The sequence below is a fragment of the Azospirillum sp. TSH58 genome (genome assembly GCF_003119115.1).
GTDB lineage: Bacteria > Pseudomonadota > Alphaproteobacteria > Azospirillales > Azospirillaceae > Azospirillum.
Genome location: NZ_CP022364.1, coordinates 2,945,256 through 2,962,211 on the forward strand (window position 1 = coordinate 2,945,256; position 16,956 = coordinate 2,962,211).

Below are 16,956 nucleotides of genomic sequence, written 5' to 3' on the forward strand. Positions count from 1 at the left end.
GGGAAGCGAACCATGTCACAGAACACCGTCACCCGCGCGCAGCTCAGCGAAGCGGTCTACCAAGAGGTCGGCCTGTCGCGCAACGAATCCGCCGATCTGGTCGAAAGCGTCCTGGAGGAGATCTCCGACGCCCTGGCCCGCGGCGAGATGGTCAAGATCTCGTCCTTCGGCAGTTTCCAGATCCGACAGAAGGGGCAGCGGGTCGGCCGCAACCCGAAGACCGGCGAAGAGGTGCCGATCCTGCCCAGGCGTGTCCTGGTCTTTCGGGCGAGCCACGTCCTGAAGAACCGCATCAACGAGGTCGTGGAGGCGGAGGAAGCCGAGGCGCAGCGCGTGAAGGCGGTCTCCTGATCCGCCGCACGGAGCGGCCGAAAACAAGGGTTTCCCGGATATGAAGGCGCGCGGCACCACGAAGTCCGCCACGGCGTTCCGCACGATCAGCGAGGTGTCGTCCGACCTGGACGTGCCGCAGCATGTGCTGCGTTTCTGGGAAGGCAAGTTCCCGCAGCTCCGCCCGCTCAAGCGCGGTGGAGGGCGGCGCTACTACCGCCCGGAGGACGTGGAACTGCTGCGGCAGATTCAGAACCTGCTGTATGGCGAAGGCTACACGATCAAGGGTGTCCAGCGCCTCCTGAAGGACGGGAAGGTGGACGACGATTCGGGCGTCCGCAGGAGTCTGGAGGACGCGCCGGACGAACCGGATGCTCCCCAGAATGCTTCCGAGGATGCCTCCGCAGATATCTTTGACCCAGGCCCGGACGAGGCCTCCGTGGCTTTGGCCGCCGTGGAGAATGGCGCTCCGATCGTTGCACTCGACAGCATGTCGGACACCATCCGGCAGGCCATCGCCCAGGCCCTCGATGAATTGAGGGAGGCGCGGCTTCTGCTCGCGATGGGGGAGGGGAAAGAAATTCGGGAAGTGTGAAAAAAAGTGAACTGTAGCGCTTGCGTTGGACCAAGGTCCCGGCTATAGTCCCGCTCCCTTCCAGAACGAAGGGCGGTCCGTCGAACGGAGCGTAGCGCAGCCTGGTAGCGCATCAGACTGGGGGTCTGGGGGTCGCAGGTTCAAATCCTGTCGCTCCGACCAAGTTCTGGAAGATGAAAAGGCCTCTAAGTCCAACGACTTAGAGGCCTTTTCCATTTCCGAGTTAGGGGGGCCCGAGACGGCCTCGGTCACGGCTGTGTGGAACTCTTGTGTGGAAGTCGGTTGGGGCGGGCCGTTGACCACCGCCTTCGTGACCCGGATCGTCGCGGCTTCGACCGCCGAGCGGGCGGCAGTGTCCGCGACACGCAGGTACCGCCGGGTGGTCTCATAGCTCTTGTGACGGGCGAGCTGCTGAGTCACCGCCGCGGGAGCGACGTGAGCCACTGCGGTCACGAACGACGCCTTCGTGTCGTGGAAGCGGTGCTTGACGCCGGCAGCCTTGCAGGCTGTGCGCCATGCACGCTTTGGGTTCTTCACCGGCTGGCGCTTGCCCTTCTCGCCGTGCTGGTAGGTGAACAGGTGCTCGACCTTCCACTCCTTCGCTTGGGCGACCAGCCGGGACAGAAGTTCGATCGCTTCCGGGTTGGCCGGCACCGCTTCGGCGCGCTTCGCTTTGGTCGATTCGGCATCCAGCCAGACGCAGCGATTCACGAAGTCGATCTGCTCCACCATCAGGCTGAAGACCTCCCCCTTTCGGAATCCCATGAGCCGGGCCAGCATGATTCCATCGGCGAGGTGCTGGGGAGCGGCGGTCATGATCGCCTGGAGGTCGTCATCGGAGACGGGCCGGGGCAGATGCTCGGCCTCGGCCAGCTTGGGCACCTTCGGCATCTCGGGCAGGAGAGGGCGGCCGGCGCCGTCCTTCAGGCTGTGGGCGATGGCCAGGGCCTCGCGTAGCGTCACGAGGTATCGGTTGATGGTCGAGTCGGCACGTGTCCGCCCGTCTTTCGACGGAGCGTAACGGGCGGCCTTCTCTTCCGGGGTGCGGGCCTTGGGACCGCCGCGGTAGATCATCACCGGCTGGGCGCGTGCCCAGGCTATGTACTCCCAGATGCGCTGTTCAGTGAGGTCGGTGATCGGTGTGTCGGGATCGAAGTATGCTCCCAAATCGGCGACATACACCTGTTTGTTAGGCCAGTCCTTCAGAGCCTTCTTGCGGGTGGCGTAGGCCATGAACATCTGCGAGACCGTGAATTCGACCGGTGCCGCGGGCACTGGCGCTTCCTTCAACGCCGCCGCCTTGACCAGCGCTTCTATTCGCTTGGCCTCGGTCTTTGTGGCGGCGTGGGCGCCGGTGTCCGGATCTACGCAATAGCCCGCGTAGCGCTTCCCGCTCACGCGCAGGTCGTAGCGCCAGCGTTCACGAGAGCTGTCGAAGAAGACGGTCATGGCTGTTTCTCAACGCGAGATAGGTTTGAAGATGATGCCAAGGGCGGCGAGACCCGCAAGCGACTCTTTGTGGGCAGCGTCGTTTCTGCGCCTCGGGGCGGTCGGCGGAGCCTTGGCTTTGCGCTCGCCTGCGGTGACGATGGCCCGCCGTTGCTGGTAATCTTGGATCGACGACACATAGATGCGGACGCCGCGCTTGCCGAGTCGGTAGCCGAGAAGCTCCCCGGACACCACCAGCTTGCGAATCGTGCTTTCGTCCGCGCCCATGACCGTGGCGGCCTCGGTCACGGTGACGGCCCGTTCGACGCCAGGCAGAGATGAAGCCAGAGCCGGATCGGCCGCGACTCGGAGATGGGACTGCCGTTCAACCAATCGCCACCTCCCGCGCCTCCAGCTTGTCAATGTTCGTCCGGTGGACGGAGAAGGTCAGGGCGACCACCCACGGGTTGGCGGCCCATGCGTCGGCGCCGTGGAGGCTTGTCCAGAGCCGGGCGAACACATCGCGTTCATCCTCGATGCTCGAGCCCTCCGGCATGCCGATGTTCACGGCATCCTCCCGCCACTGGAGCCATTCGTCCGTGATGGCGCCCTCGGCATAGACGTCCTTGCGGGTGGTGTCCTGGAGGCGCTCGACCCGCACCTGCTCGACCACCAGCGTCAGGCGTGAGGCCCAGCGGGGCATGTGGATGGAGGGCTTCCATGGCCCGGTATACTGGGCGCAGCCGTGTTCCTTGTGGTGCAACTCGCCGTTGGCGTAGGCCAGCGTGGCGCCGTCAGCCGCATACTCCACACCGAGAATGCCGGGACCGGCGTAGGCGTCGGATGTGGCGAAGTTCTCCCGCACCCACAGCCGATCCCTGGGCTGGAATCGCGGCCTGATGTCGAAGCTGCCGCACAGGTGTCCAGCCGGCCGGTTCTGGAAGAGGGGTCCGGTCCATGCCTCGAAGGCTCGGCGCACCGGGGTCCGCTTCTCGACCGGCAACCACGACTCCTCGCCGAGCATGTAGTTGATCCCGCACTCGGCCGGCGGCTGCGGGACGAGTCGGCGCGTCTGCGTCTTCCTGCTGTCGAGGAGCGCCCGAACCATCGGCGCGCTGAAGATGATCGGGACGTCACGCATCGGTGGCCTCGATTCGATCGGCGATGCCCCGGACACTCGCCGCGCCCAGCTCGAACGCCTCGATCATCGCCCGGACCTGCCGGATGGCGTCTTCCAGGTGCATGCGGCGGTGGGGGCGATCTTCCAGCACGGCCAGCAGCTCGCAGGGCGCGAGACCACCGCGTTCGGCCAGCCGTTCGAGGGTCTGGCCGTGGTTGATCTGCGCCTGTGCCCTATGGGGCGCGACAAGGCTCCAGGGGATCGACCGGGGAGCATCCGCCGGCGGGCGGGCCGGGTAGAGGATGGGGAAGGTTCGGTCAGCCATGGGAAGGCTCCTTCGTCTCGACCGGCGCGGTTTCCCGCAGCAGATCCTCCAGGTCGAATCCGTGCTCGGCGAGCAGGCCGGGCAGCCGGGCGGTGCTGTCGCCCAGCAGGAGTCCGGCGGTGGCAGCGCTGGTCATCGCGTCGTGGAGGCGAGCCAGGATCGCGGCATGGAGCCGGTGCATTTTGCCACCATGGTCGTGGGCCTGCCCAACCGCCCACATCAGGACGAAGGTCCACGTCTCGTAGAGCGACAGGGCGAGCTTGCGGGGGAGGGCATCGGACGCCGGCTGGGAGAGCAGGGCGGCGAGCTTGCGGAAGTCGCCGAAGGTCAGCGGGCGGCCCTTCTTGCCTGCCTCCCCGGACCGCAGCCACCAATCCGCCGACGCGCGAAGGACAGCGGCATCATCCGGCATGTCGATCTCGGCCATCCCGGCGGCGGCGACGAGAAACGGCTCCAGCGCCTCCCGCATTCCGGCCTCTCGCGCCTGGGATGCGGAGAGGGAACCTTGCAGGCTGGATACTTCCGAATATGCGGCGTTTCGCTCAGTGACACAGGTCCGTGCATACGTGCGCAGGTATTCGGCCTCCTTCCGTAGCCGGTCCCGCTCGGCCAGGGCGCACTCCAGGCGGGTCGCGACCATTTCGGCGAAGTTTCCGACGCTGAAGTCGGCGTAGAGGGATGCGCCCTTCCTGCTGAAGCAGTCCGGGTGGTGTCCGGTGTCGGAGCAGAAATCGTTCCAGGCATCCTGCATAGCATCGCGCAGGCGGTCGCTCAGCGGGGCGGTGTCGGTGGTGGTCATGGTCATTCCCCCAGGACGCGGATCATGGTGGGGACCGCGTACGGGTGGCGCTCCGCCAACCACTCCGCCGCCTCGTCGTTGAATTGTGCGAGCCTCTGCCGACCGATGCTCACCAGTTCCGCCGCGGGCTTCCCGAGCAGCGTGGAAACGGCCTCGTCGGTCAGGTTGACGTCGTCGTAGGTCCCGGCGGCGCACCAGAAATCGGCTATCCATCTGGTCCGCTCGTCCGTGGACATGGCCCGGATGCGCGCCTCATCACTGGCCGGGAAGCGCCCGACGTCGGCGAAGCCTTCCATGCCGCCGGGGCAGTTGTCGTCCACGACGAGGGTAATCACGATGTGCGTGGTGTCGGTCTGGGTGGTCATCACTTCGCCTCCCCTGCGGAGGTGGAGGGGGCGGAGGGGAGGGGCCGAACCTCAACCCGGAGAGCGTCCCAGACGGCCTGGAAGGTGACCCACTTCGGGGCCGGCGTGTCCATCGTGAGCGTGACCGTCAATGGGCCGCCCGGCTCCTCACTGGCGGAGATGCTTCCCAGGGTGCCGTTCCACCCCATCCCCTGTGCCGTGGGCGTGACAGACCACCCGTGGAACCACGCGAAAGCGCAGTAGGCCGCCACGTCGCGCGGGTCGCCCTTGTGGACGTGCTCGACCAGCTTCGACACCAGCTCGTCGCGCCAGGCGTCCCGACGCCACCCGTCGCTGTAGCCGTACTTGGCTTCGGCCAGCCGCAGCTTGGCGGCCAGGGCTTCGGCGAAGGCGCAGACCAGCTTGGCGGTGTCGGAGTGCAGGCCATCCGGCATGGGGATGTAGCCGAGCGGGAGCGGGGCGGGTGCTACGGCGCGAGCGGTGGAGAGGGCCACCGGATCAGCAGGCCAGAACTGCCGCGCCCAATCGCGGAGGATGCGGTATCCGTCCTCCATCGTCGGCGCGTCGTATATCTCCTTAAGGAGGCTCTGAAGGCCGAGCATTTCCTTGCGCAGGAAGGCCGGATCGTCGGCGGGGGATGCCAGGGCGGTCTCCTGCACGGAGGAGCGCCTCGGCGCCTCGTCCCAGACATGCCCCTGGCGGTCTTCTTCGTCGTCCCAGATGTCATCGATATCGGGCATGGGTTTCTCCTCAGGCCGCAGGGACGGTGGACAGCGAGGGCAGGCCGGCAGATCCAGCCGCCGCCAGCCGCTCGACGACCTCCGGGCCGGTCCACCGCGGCGCGTTGTCGGGGTGGGTCAGGCCGAAACTCTTCAGGACGATGCGAATCGCCCTCATGGCATTAGGCGTCGGCTGCCCGCTGTAGCTGGTGAAGCTCCAGTCCCACATGTTCTTGACCGCTGTCGCTGCGCGCCGGGGAGCTTCCGGATCCGGGGCGCCACCCAGCGACACGCCGGTCGGCAGATGGGTCAGCACATGCCGCTCGGTGTCCTGGTCTTGGTGGACACCGAAGAAGCCTCGGGCCTTGCCGCTGACGGTCGCCCACCCCTTCGTGGTGATGATGCGGTACTCGGCATCGGTCCAGGTGCGGTGACCGATGGCGTCCGAGTTCAGGGGCTTGGTGTTCATGTCGAACTCCTTACGCCTTGGGGGCGCCGATCAGGGCGCGCGGGCGCGAGCCGGAGGGGAGGTTGCCCGTCGAGATGCCCGACCGGTCACGGGCAGCAGCCAGCAGGTCGCGCCGCCGCTGCGGGGTGATCTGGCCGGCGGCGAACGCCCGGTCGATCCGGGTGCGCAGGGCCTGGAAGGCGTCGATGCGCTGGGAGAGCAGGGACGCGGGCGGGATGAGGTTGTGGGCTATGGCCGGTCACTCCGCCGCGATCTGGCTGCTGGTGTCGACGGCGAGCGCGATCTCCAGCGGCTGGACCCAGATCCGGTCGCTGCTGAGCAAGAAGCTCTCGCCAGACCAGGCGAGCAGAAGCGTGCGGCCCATCACCGACGCCATGGCCGCGGCGGCATCGGGAGGGACCATGTTGCCGATGTGCTCGCGCCACGCCGCATCGCTGCTGCCGGCCAGCGTCAGGCAGGGGTTGTCGAGATCCACGAGGCTCTGGAGCGCGGCAAGCTCCAGCGTCGTGAACGGGCGGTGCCACGTCCCATCGGTGGCCTGGATGACCGCGACCATCTTCTGGTCCGGGGCGGGCAGGCCGCTGATCGGATCTCCAGCGACTTCCCGCGGGTCCGCAACGGACCAACGGCCGTTGTTGTTCTTCGGGTGGCCCGTCACGGCTCCGCTGGTTTCATCCCATCCCAGCACGCCGTAATGCCCGCCCGTCGTGTAGGCCTCCTTCCCATCCCGGAAGCAGTCGGGCCGGGGATCGGCGACCGAGAAGGTCCCGTTGGGCGGCAGGGACTCGCCCGCAACGGCGCCAGTGGGCTCGTCCCAGGTCCGCACCCCCAGCGCTCCGTTCCGGCGGTCGGTCGAGCAGCGCGGGTCCGCCACCGACAGGGCGCCCGACGTGAAGCCGTGGGAGGATGACGCGCTCCCGGTGATGGTCGAGGACGGATCGCCGTACGGGATCACCCGGAGCTTGCTGGTGTGGGCGTTCGGGTTCCACTGGCACCGCGGGTCGGCAACGGTGAAGGTGCCGTTTCCCGGTCGCGCGGCGCCGGTCACGGTGCCGGCGGGCGCTTCCCACGGCCCGACGCCGTAGACGCCGTGGTGCAGGCCCTCCACCCGCGGGTCAGCAACGGCCATTCCTCCCGAAGTCGGACCCTGCCCGGCGGTGATCGTGGCGGAGGGCTCACCCCACCGCACGACGCGGTAGACGTTGTTGAACCGGCCGCGCTCGTTGTAGCGCGGATCAGCGACCGAATGCGGCCCCTGCCCAGGCGACTTCACATTGATGATGGCGCCGGTCGGCTGGTCCCAGGTGCGCACGCCATACTGGCCGTACTGATCGGCGCCCTCCGGGTGCCGCGGGTCCGCCACGCTGAAGGCCCCCGCCCCGGGGCGAGCGTTTCCGGTAACCGTCCCGGACGGGCTCTCCCAATCCTGAACCCCGAGATATCCGGTGCCTTCGCGGGTGCTGGTGGCGCGCGGGTCGGCCACGCTGAACCGTCCGGTGGTCGGGCCGGCGTTCCCTGTGATGGTCGGCGCCGTCCCCTCCCACGGCAGTACGCCGAGGATATCGTCCCGCCACCGGCCCGCCGGCACGATCCCATAATCGGCCAGCACGCCGTCTTCGACACGCAGCCGGTTCAGCGACCGCCAGTCCGAACCGGCCTCGACGAAGGCCAGGCGAACCCACGTCTTCCAGTGCAGGGACGGCACACGATGCATTGGCCCGGCCAGCGGATCGCCGGGCAGGGGCAGGCGCTCCAGCACCTCGCCGACACCGCGCAGGCGACGCTTCGGCGGCTCGTAGAGGAACGGCGGCACCTTCGCCATGTGGCGGGCCACCATGAGGAACCGCTTGCGGCTCTGGGCCAGCCCACCGATCTCACCGCAGTCGTGGGCGGTCTCGGCGACGGCATAGCCGTAGCGGTGCAGCATCTTGATGATCTTGTCGAGCAGCCCGCGGCTGCGCTGGGCGATGCGGGGCACGTTCTCGAACAGGATCAGTTCGTTCGGATCGTCGCCCCAAGCTTCCAGCGTCAGGAAGACAGCCCGCAGCGCCAGCTCGTTGAGCGCGATGTACTTCGGCGCCTGCGCCGTCTTGGTGGAGATGAGACCGCTGTTCCCCTTGCAGGGGGTGGACATGAAGACGATGTGCGGGCGCTCGTTGCCGGCGGCGCGGCGGAAATCCTCCGCCGTTGCCGGGCGCCAATCCGCCGGCGGCTCCTTCCCATGGAAGGCGATGTACTGACGCCGGTCGAACAGGTCCAACACCGTGCCCTTCACGCCGGTCACCCTTTCCAGCGAGGTCGTGGCGACGGGATCGACGTCGACCGAGCCGATGCAGCGGAAGACAGCCTCCATCTTGCCGACGCGGGCCGTTCCGCGGTTGAAGCCCTTCACGCCGCCGCCGATGCCGCCGCAGACGTGAAAATGGCGGATTTCCCTGAATTCGGTCAGCATCGTCACGCCCCCGGCGCAGCGCGGTTGTCCACCGCCGTGCGCTCGTCTTCAGGCGCCGTCATGTGCGCGGCATGCAGGATTCCCGTGGCCTTCAGCGAGTCGTAGGCGTCCAGATCGTGCACCTCAGCCACATAGGGCAAGGTGGCCGGGCGCGGCTGCTGGCCAGCCTTCCGGGCCAGATCGTGGGCATGTTCGTCGGGGTGCGTCTCGAAGGTCGGCGGCAGGTCGACCAACTCCGCCAGCACGTAGGCTTTCGCCGTCTCGTCCCAACGCTTCAGCTGGTATTGCACGATGTCAGGGAAGGCGACGCGGCCGTCGGGGTGCACCTGCTCCAGTACCGTGGCCTCTCCGGGCGGCGGAGCCATGGTAGCGCAGGCGCGAAGGTGGCGGTTGGTGTGCCGGACCTCCTGTGTCGGCTCGAAGGGGCTGTTGAGATGCCGGCCGGTCGCGGTGATGCCGGTGCGGTGGGTCAGTTCGTCCATCATCGGCACCTTCAGGAGGTCAGGTCGTCGTGGGTGCCGGCGGGGCGGGCGTCGCCGTCCACCACGTCGAACTCGGCATCCACGCTGGTTTTGTCGGGGGCGGGGAGGGCCGGGCGGACCTCCTCTGGCAGGTTCCATCGGTCGCTGGCCCAGCCCCTGGCGCATTCCTCGGTGCAGGGCCGGTAGGCGAAGAGGGCTTGGCCCGCGTAGAACTCGGTCAGGATCGGGGTGTCGGCCCCCGGACCGAACACGTCGATCCGGAGCATCTTGGTGCCGAAGCGCTCGACCTCACGGGCCAACCCGTAGCGGGTCCGGTGGCCAAGCAGCTCGACCTTCGCCCATTCGGCGGCCGTGGCGGCGGTCGCGGGGGTGCTGGGGGTGGCGTCCATCACGCGGTCTCCCCGGTGGCGCGGTTGTCGGCGACGGACGCGATGATGAAAAGGCTGATCGCGGCGACGCTGGCGGCCATGAACATGCCGGCGGCGGCCATGCCGATTACCAAGGTGAAGACGATGGACCGGCGCAGATAGCGCTGGGCGCGGGTGGAGGGGGTGGGCCGCTTCTCGGACGCGAGCATGACGAACGCGCCGAGGAAGTAGAGGCCGACGAGCCCGTAGGCGGCGAAGAACGCAACGTTCTCCGCCCACACGGGGAGGCCATGAACCGCCATCAGGAAAAGGGCGGCGGCGGTCATGGCTTCGATGGTCTTGATGATCGCGGCGCCCATCAAGCAGCCTCCTGCTTGGCGGCCTTCACCTCGGCCAGCGGTCGCGCGATGCCGCCGTCGATCCAGTAGGACATGCCCATGCCCGCGGCCTGCAGGTCCGGCACGAGGTCGGGCTTGCCGAAGGTCATGCACACCACGGCGGCGACGTCGGCGGCGCGCAGCATCTGGATCAGACCGCCGCGCCCCAGATGATCCAGCACGTCGGCGGCGTCGATGATGACCAGCCCATGCCCTTCCACCTTGGCCAGGGCGACCTGCAGGACGGCGCGCACGCGGAACTGGTCGCTGGAGAGCTGGGGTCCGAGACCGGACAGCAGCGGGTAGGCTCGCCCGCCATAGGTGACGGACAGATCCGGCTCGATCCGGACCGGCTGCCAGCCGGCGGCAGCGCACAGTTCAGCCAGCGGGCCGCCGTTGAAGGTGTCAAGCACCTTCAGCAGCTTCGCCTTGCGCAGGCCTTCCGGCGAAAGCAGGGTCTGCACCAGCGCGTTCACGGCCAGCTGCTTGGACAGCTCGTCCGCTTCCAGCTTCGCCTTCAGCGCGGAGTGCCGGCGCTGCGCCAGAGCCAGCCGGTCGCGCGCAGCCTGGACATCGGAGGCGCTGCCGGTGCCTCCCTTGGCCTTCAGGGCGGCCAGCTGCTGGGCGGCGTCGTGGGCCGCCTGATGCGCACGCTGGGCATCCGCCGCGGTCTGGTTGGCGGCGTCGAGCCGATTCTTGGCGTGCGAGGCGTTGCCGGCGGCGATGTTGATGGCCGTCTGGCGCTTCTTCAGCTCGACATCGGACAGCGTGGCAGCTTGGACCAGTTCCATGGTCGGGCCGTGCCCGTTTACCTGCAGAGCCGCTTTGCAGCAGGGGCAGGCGAGGGCGTCCGGCTGCTGTGCCGGGGGCAGATCGTCCAGTTCCCGCTTGGCGGACTTGTAGGCGACCTCGGCTTGCGACGCGACGACCTCCGCATCCATCGACGCCTTATGCAGGGACTCGACGTCGGCGGAGGCGGCGGTGAGGCGGTCGATCTCGGATTGATCCACCGCGGCGCCGGCGATGGCCTTCTCCAGGTCAAGCTGGTTCTCGCCAACCACCGACGACAGATCGTCCAGTTCGGCCTCGGTCAGATCGGCGGTCCAGTCCTTCGGGAGCCAGCCCTTGGCCTTCTCCGACCCATATTTCTCGCCGGTCACGCCCTCCCACCGGCCCTTGAACCGGGCGCCCTTGTCCTTCACGTCGGCGGCCTTGCCGTCCCAGCCGATGGCCTCGATGTCGGCCCAGACCTTCTCGACCACAGGAGCCGGAATCCCGGCATCGGTGAAGGCCTGCAGTAGGTCGTCCTTGTCGGGCGCGGTGTGGAGCGCCCTGGCAAGGAAGGTGGCGCGATCCTGCGGCTTCATGTCCACCAGATGCTCCAGCCCGGCGGCGTGGGCGTTGATGGCCGGCGGCGTGCCGTCGGTGATGAACTCGCACTTCGGCCAGGAGGCCGTGGCCTTGCCGGACTCGGACTGCACCACCGCATAGGCCGTTGAGCAGCCGGCGCGGACCAGTTTCCCGCCGTCCTTCTTCAGCAGCCCGCCGAGCTGGACGGTGCCGGTCAGCGCTGCGGCGAGGCCCTTGGCGATGCTGGACTTGCCCTGGCTGTTGCGGCCGGCGACCAGCGTGATGCCTTCGATCTCCAGGTCGGCACGCTCGACCACCTGGAAGTCCCGGATATTTGCTTTCATGGACGTCTCCCGGATCAGGTGGCGGCGAACAGGCTGGCGGCGTCCGAGGGCGGGGCGTCCTTCGGTGTGGCTGACTTGTTGCGCGGGGCGGGCTTGTCATCGGTCGCTTGGCCGCGCTCGACTTCGGCAGCCTCCCGTTCATTCTGCTCGTCCACCGCGAATCCCGAGTTGAGGTCCTCTTCAGGCTGGTGCTCGATAGCCGCGGAGGAGACGTCAGCCACGCTCATGTCCACGCCATCGGAGAAGGCGGCGTAGTTCACACCGCCCGTGTCGCTCATCGCGTCGAGCTGGACCGCGTTGGCGAACTCAATGGACATCGGCAGCACCTTCGAAATGCGCCGAACCATCGTCTTGGCCGCCATCTCGTGTTCGTGAGCCACCCAGGGCGATGCGTCGAACGAGCGCATCTTCCAGCCGTCCTTCTGGGGGTTTCGCTCCGCATCCCGCTTGGACGCGAGGGCGGCCTGGAAACCCTGCGAGTTGTCGCGGATGCGGAGCACACGGGCATAGGGCAGCACCTCGAAGGCCTGCCCATCCTTCAAACTGGCGTGGGCATAAGCCCAGATCGGCGGACGGCCCTGGTTGTCGCCGATGGGGACGTGCCGCAGATGCATGTTCGAGCCGTACTCGAAACTGAACTCGTCGGCAGGCATGTCGGCGTAGGCGCCGTAAACCACATCGGCGTGGATCGACACGAGATTGCCGGAGCGGCGGGCGAGGTCGATGAAACCGCGGTAGCCGATGATGAGATTGACATCGACCCGATCCGTCACCCACTGGTTGCCCTGCTTCCGCTTCTTCTCGAAGGGGATCAGGTAGGCGTGGCCGAGGGGGGTGTTCGGCTCCAGACCGAACGAGGCGCACGCCATCATGGAGCCAAGCAGCGTGACGGGCTCGCATTCGGCCAGCTTCGGCGTCTTGTAGACCGCTTGCGCCATGACCCGGAGCATGCGTTCTGGGTTGAGGTGGCGCGGCACGAGTTGCTGGAAGCGCTGAACCGTCTTGGGCGACTGGAGAAGCTTCTGGATGGTGTTTTGTTCATTTCCCGCGGGGGCCGCGAGAGGGGGGCGTTGCCCGGAAGCGAGCTGCTGCGCCATAGGAATCACTCCTCGCTCATATGCTCGCGGCAGAAGGATGTCCCGTGCGCGGGGCACCACTTCGCGGAGCAGAGCTTGCTGTTGGGATTGGCGGGGAAAGCCCAGGCGTCGCCGGGCAGAACGCCCACGCTGGGGTTGCCCAGGCGGAACGACTTCAAGTCGTCCTCAATGTGACGAAGCACGGCGATGGCCGCGGTCTCGGCGGCGGCCAGGTCGTGCTTGATGATCTGCGCGTCCGGCTGCGGCTTCTTCAGCGGCGCGCGCTGAATGAAGTCCTCGCAGGCCTCGGTCACGTCAATTCCGTTGGAGCGCGCCAGCAGGCTGTAGCTGCCGAGCTGCGGCTTGTGGTTGGAGCGGGCCTTGCCGGTCTTCAGGTCGCGCACCCGGCCCGGCTCGCGGGCGATCACGTCGCTCTGGCCGGACAGGATGATGTCGGCGGTCACCTGCGCCTCCAGCCGCTCCTCGACGATCAGCGGCTGGATGTCGGGCGCGATCTGGGCGCGGTAGACCCGTACCATCCGCTCCGCCTGCTGCTCGGCCTCGTTCAGCGCCGGCGTCTCGCGGTCATAGCCGATGCCCTTCGCCGCGGTGGTGCGCAGGCTGTCGATGGCCGCGTCGGTGGCGGTCGAGATCGGCGGCAGGCCGCCCGTCTTGGCCTTCTCCTGCAGGATCACGGCGGCGCCGGCGTGAACCGCCGTCCCGACCGCGGCGCCGATGCCGTTCGGGAGTTCGCGCAGCCTGTAACCGGCGGCCAGCACCTCGCGGCGGAACAGCTTGGCGGCGCTGCGGCGGGGGCAGTCCGGATAGCCGGACAGCGAAGACGAGCGGACGATGGTCGGTTCGAAGGGGGCGCTCATCTCACAGCACCCCCGTCAGGTCGAGGCCGGCGGCGCTGACCTTCGGCGCCGGGGCCTTGGCCGGAGCAGCCTTGGCTGGAGCCACGCCCAGCCCCTTCAGGTGCCAGTAGACCCGCGCGCAGGCGCGGACATCAACCATGGCATCGTGCGCCCCGTCGAGATCCTCGCCGAAGAAGTGCCGGATGCACTCGGCGAGGCTCGGGGACTTGGGCTTGTTGAAGCCGGCGGCCCGCATGCGGTCGGTGGGGGGCAGGTTCACCAGCCGGGTCGCCGCCGTCATCGTGCAGACCTTCGGGAGGTTCTCGCGGGCGGGCTCCTTCCCGGCGCGTAGGAAAGCGATGCGCATCAGCCGGACGTCGAAGCTAATATTGTGGGCCACCAGCTCATCGGTCAGGGCCATCAGCGCGTTGAACTCGTCCAGCGCATCGGCGAGGGGGATTCCCTCGTCCATGGCCCGCTCGAAGGAAATGCCGTGCGTCTCGAACGCCTTCTGCGGCATGCTGGTGTAGCCGGAGGGGCGGACGATGACGTTCATGCTGCCCGAGACGTCGCCGTCGGCGCGGCTCAGCAGCGCGGCCAGCTGCACGATGTGGGGCTGGTCGGGATGGGTCGAGCGCTCGGACCAGAGCGGCAGGTCCGTCGTTTCGGTGTCAAAAATCAAGGCGGCGGTCATGGGGCCTCGGAGGGCTGGGCCGCGCGCGGGTACAGCGCCTGATTGGCGCAGGCCATCCGCTTGCGGTTGTTGGTGGGGGAGTGCAGGAACAGCGTGTCGCCTTTGATCCGAACGAGGACCCAAGTCCCGGCGCCCTTCAGGCGGATGGGATGGCCGACCAGGGCGGGCAGCGCGTCAGCCGGGATCGGCTTCAACGTCGCCTCCTCCGCCTGCAGCTTCTTCCACCAGTCGCGAACGGTCAGGGGCGTGGCGCGCCGGGCGATGCCGTAGAAGGCGCGCAGCGTTTCGATGTCTGTGATCTTGCCGATGTGGCAGGCGTCCCGGCTCATGCCGAGATGCGCGGCGACGTAGGCATAAGCCCGGTTCCGGGCGGCATCCTGGATACGCTTGAAGGCGACCACGCGGGCGGCGCCAGTCTCAGCGACTTGGTAATGGTGCGGCGCCGTCTGCCACAGCCGGTCGAACACCTGATGCGCCATCCGGCGGGCGCGGCGCAGATCCGCGGCAACGGGGGCGCCCTGCGGCGTGCCGTCGGGGTGCGCGCTCATCAGCCCGCCACAGCCGGCGGCCCGGCGGTCGCACAGATAGGTGAAGGGGTTCGGCGTCTTGAAGGTGCTGGGGGTCGGCTGCAGCCGCATCGGCGCGCCGCAGTCCGGGCACTTCAGGGCGGGCATGGTGGGGGCGGCGGGCTTCATGCGGGCACCTTCTCGCCCAGCACCTCGGCGATCAGCGCATCCACCTCGGGCCGGGCCAGGATGTCGACCAGCAGCTGGGCGAGGCGGTTGTGTCCGTCCGGGTGGTCGCAATTCAGGCCGGTGATCAGCAGGGAGGCGCCGTTGCGCCGGATCAGCGCGGCGTCGAACTGCCCATCGGCGGGTTCGATGGCGTAGGTGGAGGGCATGGTCATTCACCCTTCGCGGAAGGGATTGGGGAAGGTTCGACCGTGCGGACGCTGCGTTCCATCAGCAGGTCGGTCGCGGCATCGATCTGGGCCATGCTGGTCCACCAGCTGGCCGTCGGAACCGAAAGCCCTCGCTTGTTGATGGGCTGCGTCCCCTCAATGAGTGCCTGTGCTTCGCCGATTGCCTTGCGGAGTTCCGCGTCGCTGCAATCCCGCAGCTCGCGCCGCATTTCGAGGTAGGCGTTGCAGTAGATGCCCGAGGAGGTGGTGAGGCGCTTTGCCATCATCTGTTCCCCTTCCGAAGAATCCATCCGACGCGGTTGCCCGGCGCAAAGCGTCCGTGGGCAGCGGCGTAGGCGAGCTTGAGCTGGTCGCGCGCCTCAATCGGCAGCTTCGGCTTGCGGGCGAAGAGGGTGCAGGCCTGCTCCGGCGGAGCGGTCAGCGGCTCTGGGGCGGCGTTCCGCTTGGCGGCGGCGAAGGGATTGGAGGGAGGGCGCCCGGTCATGACCGCACCGCCGGCAGGGCGTCGTGCAGCACGCCGTCGAGCATGCGGCCGGCGGACTTCTTGCCGACGCGCTCCATCAGCGCGTCGCCGCGCCGGAAATGTCCATCGTTCTCGCCCGCCGGCTTGACGATCCGCACGCGGCCGGCGCGCATGTCGCCGCCCAGGTCACCACCGGGGACGGGCTGGGTCGGCGCCCATTCTCCCCACTGCTTCATCAGGAACGGCACGCCAGCGGCGGCGCACTGGTCGCGCAGGGACCGGAACCAGTCAGGATGCGACGGACGAGCCTTCGGGCCGGACTCCCCGCCAGCGATCACCCAATCCACAAAGCGAGCATGAGCGCTAACCAGTGCCTGTCGCTTCAGCCCGCATTCAGCGCCGGCTGCCTTGGCCTCCCGATAGCTGTGGTAAGGCCCCTTCCACCAGCCATGCACCGGCCAGAGATAGTTGGAGATGTTCAGCGGCCCAAGCAGCGGTTCGCAGGACAGGAACCGCACGGCGGCGGGCGTTGCCAGCAGATGCGGGATGCGCGCCTCGGCCATGGCCTGGTTCTCGACCGTGGTGCCGAGCCAGACGTTGGGCAGCGGCCACTGAACAGGCGGCGCCCCCTTGTCAGCCAGCCAGTGCTCCCCGCAGCGCGCCGCCCGGTCGGCATAGTCCCGCGCCACCTTGGGGCGCTTGGTCAGCAGCAGCCAGTCGAGATGCGGCGTTGCCGCGATCAGCGCGAACAGGTCGTCTCGCCACTCGTCGGGCACCTCGGCGTCGAAGACGTCGGCCAGCGAGGCGCAGAACACCCGGTACCGGACGCCCAGCTTGGCGGCCTTCCGGTTCCATGAGAGTGGCTGTTTCCAGGTGCTTCCCGCGGCGCGGGTCCGGGAATCGAAGGACTCGCCCAGCCGCCCCTCGACCAGCGTCTTAGCATAGCAGTTGTCGCAAGCGGGGGAGAGGGCGCGGCAACCCCGCCACGGATTGAACGTGCTGTGGCACCACTCAATTTTGCTGTTCTCACCCATGGTCCTGCTCCATGGCTCCCGGCGTGCTGCCGGCTGTTTCAGCTTCAGCGTCCTGCTCGGCCATCCGGCGCCAGTTCGCTTCCTGCTCCCGCGCCCGAACGTGCTGCTCGTGCTGGAAGTGCAGTTCCTTCCTCGCGTCGGTCAGCGAGTACGAGCGCCTGAGTTCCGGGTCTTCGAGCGGCGAGGACTTCGGGTAGGCGCGCAGCAGCTTGCAGATGAAGGCCATCCGCAGTGCCGTGTTGCGGAACCGCTCGGCCCGCCCCGCCCAGCGGTCGGCCGCCGCCGTCGGGTCGGTGGTGTAGCTGCAGCGCTCCAGGGCCTTCACCCGTCCGCGGGTGTGGGCCATGTCGTCGGCGGCTTCAGCCTCGTTGATCGGGTCCATGGCTG

General features: G+C 68.0%; 23 protein-coding genes, 1 tRNA gene and 1 pseudogene. 3 read left to right on the top strand and 22 right to left on the bottom strand.

What is annotated here, in order from left to right; all coding sequences use genetic code 11:
* Positions 1-12 precede the first annotated feature (12 nt).
* From TSH58p_RS17450 to TSH58p_RS17460, 3 genes are all read left to right on the top strand, one after another.
* A complete protein-coding gene (locus TSH58p_RS17450) occupies positions 13-351 on the top strand; it encodes an integration host factor subunit alpha (protein ID WP_014240747.1) in 339 nt (112 codons plus the stop codon).
* Positions 352-391: 40 nt separating this feature from the next.
* Entirely contained in the window at positions 392-925 is a 534-nt protein-coding gene (locus TSH58p_RS17455) for a MerR family transcriptional regulator (RefSeq protein WP_109068220.1), read from the top strand.
* A gap of 85 nt (positions 926-1,010) precedes the next feature.
* Positions 1,011-1,087: transfer RNA gene (locus TSH58p_RS17460), tRNA-Pro, on the top strand.
* Positions 1,088-1,339: 252 nt separating this feature from the next.
* On the opposite strand, the pseudogene TSH58p_RS34685 reads toward TSH58p_RS17460, so the two are convergent.
* The 22 genes and pseudogenes from TSH58p_RS34685 to TSH58p_RS17570 all read right to left on the bottom strand — a co-directional run.
* Positions 1,340-2,374, bottom strand: a pseudogene (locus TSH58p_RS34685) (tyrosine-type recombinase/integrase); the annotation flags it as partial.
* Between the two features lie 9 nt (positions 2,375-2,383).
* On the bottom strand, positions 2,384-2,746 hold the full coding sequence (locus TSH58p_RS17470; protein WP_158282538.1) for a helix-turn-helix domain-containing protein: 363 nt from the start codon (positions 2,744-2,746) through the stop codon (positions 2,384-2,386).
* On the bottom strand, positions 2,739-3,494 hold the full coding sequence (locus TSH58p_RS17475; protein ID WP_109067696.1) for a hypothetical protein: 756 nt from the start codon (positions 3,492-3,494) through the stop codon (positions 2,739-2,741). The genes TSH58p_RS17470 and TSH58p_RS17475 overlap by 8 nt, the downstream gene beginning before the upstream one ends.
* Positions 3,487-3,798 carry a hypothetical protein gene (locus TSH58p_RS17480; RefSeq protein WP_109067697.1) on the bottom strand — a complete coding sequence of 104 codons (312 nt, stop codon included), beginning with the start codon at positions 3,796-3,798 and terminating at the stop codon, positions 3,487-3,489. The genes TSH58p_RS17475 and TSH58p_RS17480 overlap by 8 nt, the downstream gene beginning before the upstream one ends.
* On the bottom strand, positions 3,791-4,597 hold the full coding sequence (locus TSH58p_RS17485) for a hypothetical protein (RefSeq protein WP_109067698.1): 807 nt from the start codon (positions 4,595-4,597) through the stop codon (positions 3,791-3,793). The genes TSH58p_RS17480 and TSH58p_RS17485 overlap by 8 nt, the downstream gene beginning before the upstream one ends.
* A 2-nt stretch (positions 4,598-4,599) precedes the next feature.
* Complete coding sequence (locus TSH58p_RS17490) at positions 4,600-4,962, bottom strand: hypothetical protein (protein ID WP_109067699.1); 363 nt, start codon at positions 4,960-4,962, stop codon at positions 4,600-4,602.
* On the bottom strand, positions 4,962-5,702 hold the full coding sequence (locus TSH58p_RS17495) for a hypothetical protein (protein ID WP_109067700.1): 741 nt from the start codon (positions 5,700-5,702) through the stop codon (positions 4,962-4,964). The genes TSH58p_RS17490 and TSH58p_RS17495 overlap by 1 nt, the downstream gene beginning before the upstream one ends.
* A 10-nt stretch (positions 5,703-5,712) precedes the next feature.
* Complete coding sequence (locus tag TSH58p_RS17500) at positions 5,713-6,150, bottom strand: hypothetical protein (protein WP_109067701.1); 438 nt, start codon at positions 6,148-6,150, stop codon at positions 5,713-5,715.
* A 238-nt stretch (positions 6,151-6,388) separates the two neighbouring features.
* A complete protein-coding gene (locus TSH58p_RS17505; protein ID WP_109067702.1) occupies positions 6,389-8,602 on the bottom strand; it encodes a DNA cytosine methyltransferase in 2,214 nt (737 codons plus the stop codon).
* Positions 8,603-8,604: 2 nt separating this feature from the next.
* The gene (locus tag TSH58p_RS17510) at positions 8,605-9,087 is read right to left on the bottom strand and encodes a hypothetical protein (RefSeq protein ID WP_109067703.1); all 483 of its coding nucleotides are present in this window, start codon (positions 9,085-9,087) and stop codon (positions 8,605-8,607) included.
* An 8-nt stretch (positions 9,088-9,095) separates the two neighbouring features.
* Positions 9,096-9,473, bottom strand: a complete 378-nt coding sequence (locus TSH58p_RS17515; protein WP_109067704.1) for a hypothetical protein — start codon at positions 9,471-9,473, stop codon at positions 9,096-9,098.
* Positions 9,473-9,811, bottom strand: a complete 339-nt coding sequence (locus tag TSH58p_RS17520; protein WP_109067705.1) for a hypothetical protein — start codon at positions 9,809-9,811, stop codon at positions 9,473-9,475. The genes TSH58p_RS17515 and TSH58p_RS17520 overlap by 1 nt, the downstream gene beginning before the upstream one ends.
* Positions 9,811-11,523, bottom strand: a complete 1,713-nt coding sequence (locus TSH58p_RS17525) for a hypothetical protein (protein WP_109067706.1) — start codon at positions 11,521-11,523, stop codon at positions 9,811-9,813. Before TSH58p_RS17525 ends, TSH58p_RS17520 begins: the two co-directional genes overlap by 1 nt.
* A 14-nt stretch (positions 11,524-11,537) precedes the next feature.
* Complete coding sequence (locus tag TSH58p_RS17530) at positions 11,538-12,620, bottom strand: recombinase RecT (protein ID WP_109067707.1); 1,083 nt, start codon at positions 12,618-12,620, stop codon at positions 11,538-11,540.
* A gap of 5 nt (positions 12,621-12,625) precedes the next feature.
* Entirely contained in the window at positions 12,626-13,477 is an 852-nt protein-coding gene (locus tag TSH58p_RS17535) for a PD-(D/E)XK nuclease family protein (protein ID WP_109067708.1), read from the bottom strand.
* 1 nt (position 13,478) lies between these two features.
* Positions 13,479-14,150, bottom strand: coding sequence for a 3'-5' exonuclease (locus TSH58p_RS17540; protein WP_109067709.1), 672 nt, complete (start codon positions 14,148-14,150; stop codon positions 13,479-13,481).
* A complete protein-coding gene (locus TSH58p_RS17545; RefSeq protein WP_109067710.1) occupies positions 14,147-14,845 on the bottom strand; it encodes a zinc-finger-containing protein in 699 nt (232 codons plus the stop codon). The genes TSH58p_RS17540 and TSH58p_RS17545 overlap by 4 nt, the downstream gene beginning before the upstream one ends.
* Positions 14,842-15,057 (bottom strand): hypothetical protein, encoded by a 216-nt coding sequence (locus tag TSH58p_RS17550; protein ID WP_109067711.1) that lies wholly within the window; start codon positions 15,055-15,057, stop codon positions 14,842-14,844. The genes TSH58p_RS17545 and TSH58p_RS17550 overlap by 4 nt, the downstream gene beginning before the upstream one ends.
* The gene (locus tag TSH58p_RS17555; RefSeq protein WP_109067712.1) at positions 15,054-15,338 is read right to left on the bottom strand and encodes a hypothetical protein; all 285 of its coding nucleotides are present in this window, start codon (positions 15,336-15,338) and stop codon (positions 15,054-15,056) included. The genes TSH58p_RS17550 and TSH58p_RS17555 overlap by 4 nt, the downstream gene beginning before the upstream one ends.
* Entirely contained in the window at positions 15,335-15,556 is a 222-nt protein-coding gene (locus TSH58p_RS17560) for a phage tail assembly protein (protein ID WP_109067713.1), read from the bottom strand. Before TSH58p_RS17560 ends, TSH58p_RS17555 begins: the two co-directional genes overlap by 4 nt.
* Positions 15,553-16,569 (bottom strand): phage Gp37/Gp68 family protein, encoded by a 1,017-nt coding sequence (locus TSH58p_RS17565; protein WP_109067714.1) that lies wholly within the window; start codon positions 16,567-16,569, stop codon positions 15,553-15,555. Before TSH58p_RS17565 ends, TSH58p_RS17560 begins: the two co-directional genes overlap by 4 nt.
* Positions 16,562-16,951: a hypothetical protein gene (locus TSH58p_RS17570; protein ID WP_109067715.1), complete on the bottom strand. Its 390-nt coding sequence runs from the start codon at positions 16,949-16,951 to the stop codon at positions 16,562-16,564. The genes TSH58p_RS17565 and TSH58p_RS17570 overlap by 8 nt, the downstream gene beginning before the upstream one ends.
* Positions 16,952-16,956: the final 5 nt, after the last annotated feature.